Source organism: Klebsiella sp. HMSC25G12 (assembly GCF_001807705.1).
GTDB lineage: Bacteria > Pseudomonadota > Gammaproteobacteria > Enterobacterales > Enterobacteriaceae > Klebsiella > Klebsiella variicola.
In genome coordinates this window covers 1-1131 of sequence record NZ_KV789829.1, presented here as the reverse complement: position 1 = coordinate 1131, position 1131 = coordinate 1, and the positions used below count along the sequence as shown (strand labels likewise).

Genomic DNA, 1131 nt, shown 5'->3' with positions numbered 1-1131 from the left:
GAAAACTGACCCAGGTGTTCAACTGCTTCTGCTCAATTTTTGAGCAGGAGAACACAGGGTGATCAGTATGGAAATGATGGGCAAAATTCGCCGGATGTATTTCCGCGACAAGCTGTCGCTGCATGAGATAGCCAAGCGCACCGGGCTGGCGCGCAACACGATTCGCAAGTGGGTCAGAGCACCTGAGGCCAAGCCGCCGGTCTACCAACGCCGCGCGATCTTCAACAAACTCAGCCCTTTTCACGCCACGCTGGAGCAGGCGCTAAAAGCCGATTCGCTGCGCCCCAAGCAACAGCGGCGCAGTGCCAAGGCGCTGTTGGCGCAAATCAAAGCCGATGGTTATGACGGTGGCTACAGCCAGCTCACCGCGTTTATCCGTGCCTGGCGAGGGGGACAGGGCAAGGCGTCGCAGGCCTTTGTGCCGCTGACCTTTGCTCTTGGCGAGGCGTTTCAGTTTGACTGGAGCGAGGAAGGCTTGCTGGTCGGCGGCATTTACCGGCGTATGCAGGTGGCACATCTGAAGCTGTGTGCCAGCCGTGCGTTCTGGCTTGTGGCGTATCCGAGCCAGGGCCATGAGATGTTATTTGACGCCCATACACGCTCGTTCGGCGCCTTGGGCGGCGTGCCGCGCCGGGGCATCTACGACAACATGAAGACCGCCGTCGACAAGGTCAATAAGGGCAAAGGCCGGGCGGTGAATGCACGCTTTGCGGTGATGTGCGCGCATTACCTGTTCGATCCGGACTTCTGCAACGTCGCCGCTGGTTGGGAAAAGGGCATCGTTGAAAAGAACGTGCAAGACAGCCGCAGGCGTATCTGGCTAGACGCCCAGGACTGTCAGTTTCACTCCTTCGAGGAACTCAATGCCTGGCTGGGCCAGCGCTGCCGCGCGCTTTGGAACGAGCTGACGCACCCTCAATACAGCGGGCTGAGTGTAGCCGAAGTGCTGGAGTTGGAGCGCGCTGAACTGATGCCTGTGCCAGCGCCATTCGACGGTTACGTCGAGCGGCCTGCGCGGGTCTCCAGCACCTGCCTGGTCAGCGTCGGGCGCAACCGCTACTCGGTGCCATGTGAGTACGCGGGTAAGTGGGTCAGCAGCCGTTTGTATCCGACGCGAATCGAGGTGGTGGC

Annotated in this window: 1 protein-coding gene; it reads left to right on the top strand. The window is 60.3% G+C overall.

All coding sequences use genetic code 11. The features are described from left to right. Positions 1–67: 67 nt before the first annotated feature. Positions 68–1131: IS21-like element ISPst3 family transposase (gene istA, locus HMPREF3096_RS05525; RefSeq protein ID WP_141749324.1), on the top strand; the 1064-nt coding region annotated here is incomplete at its 3' end.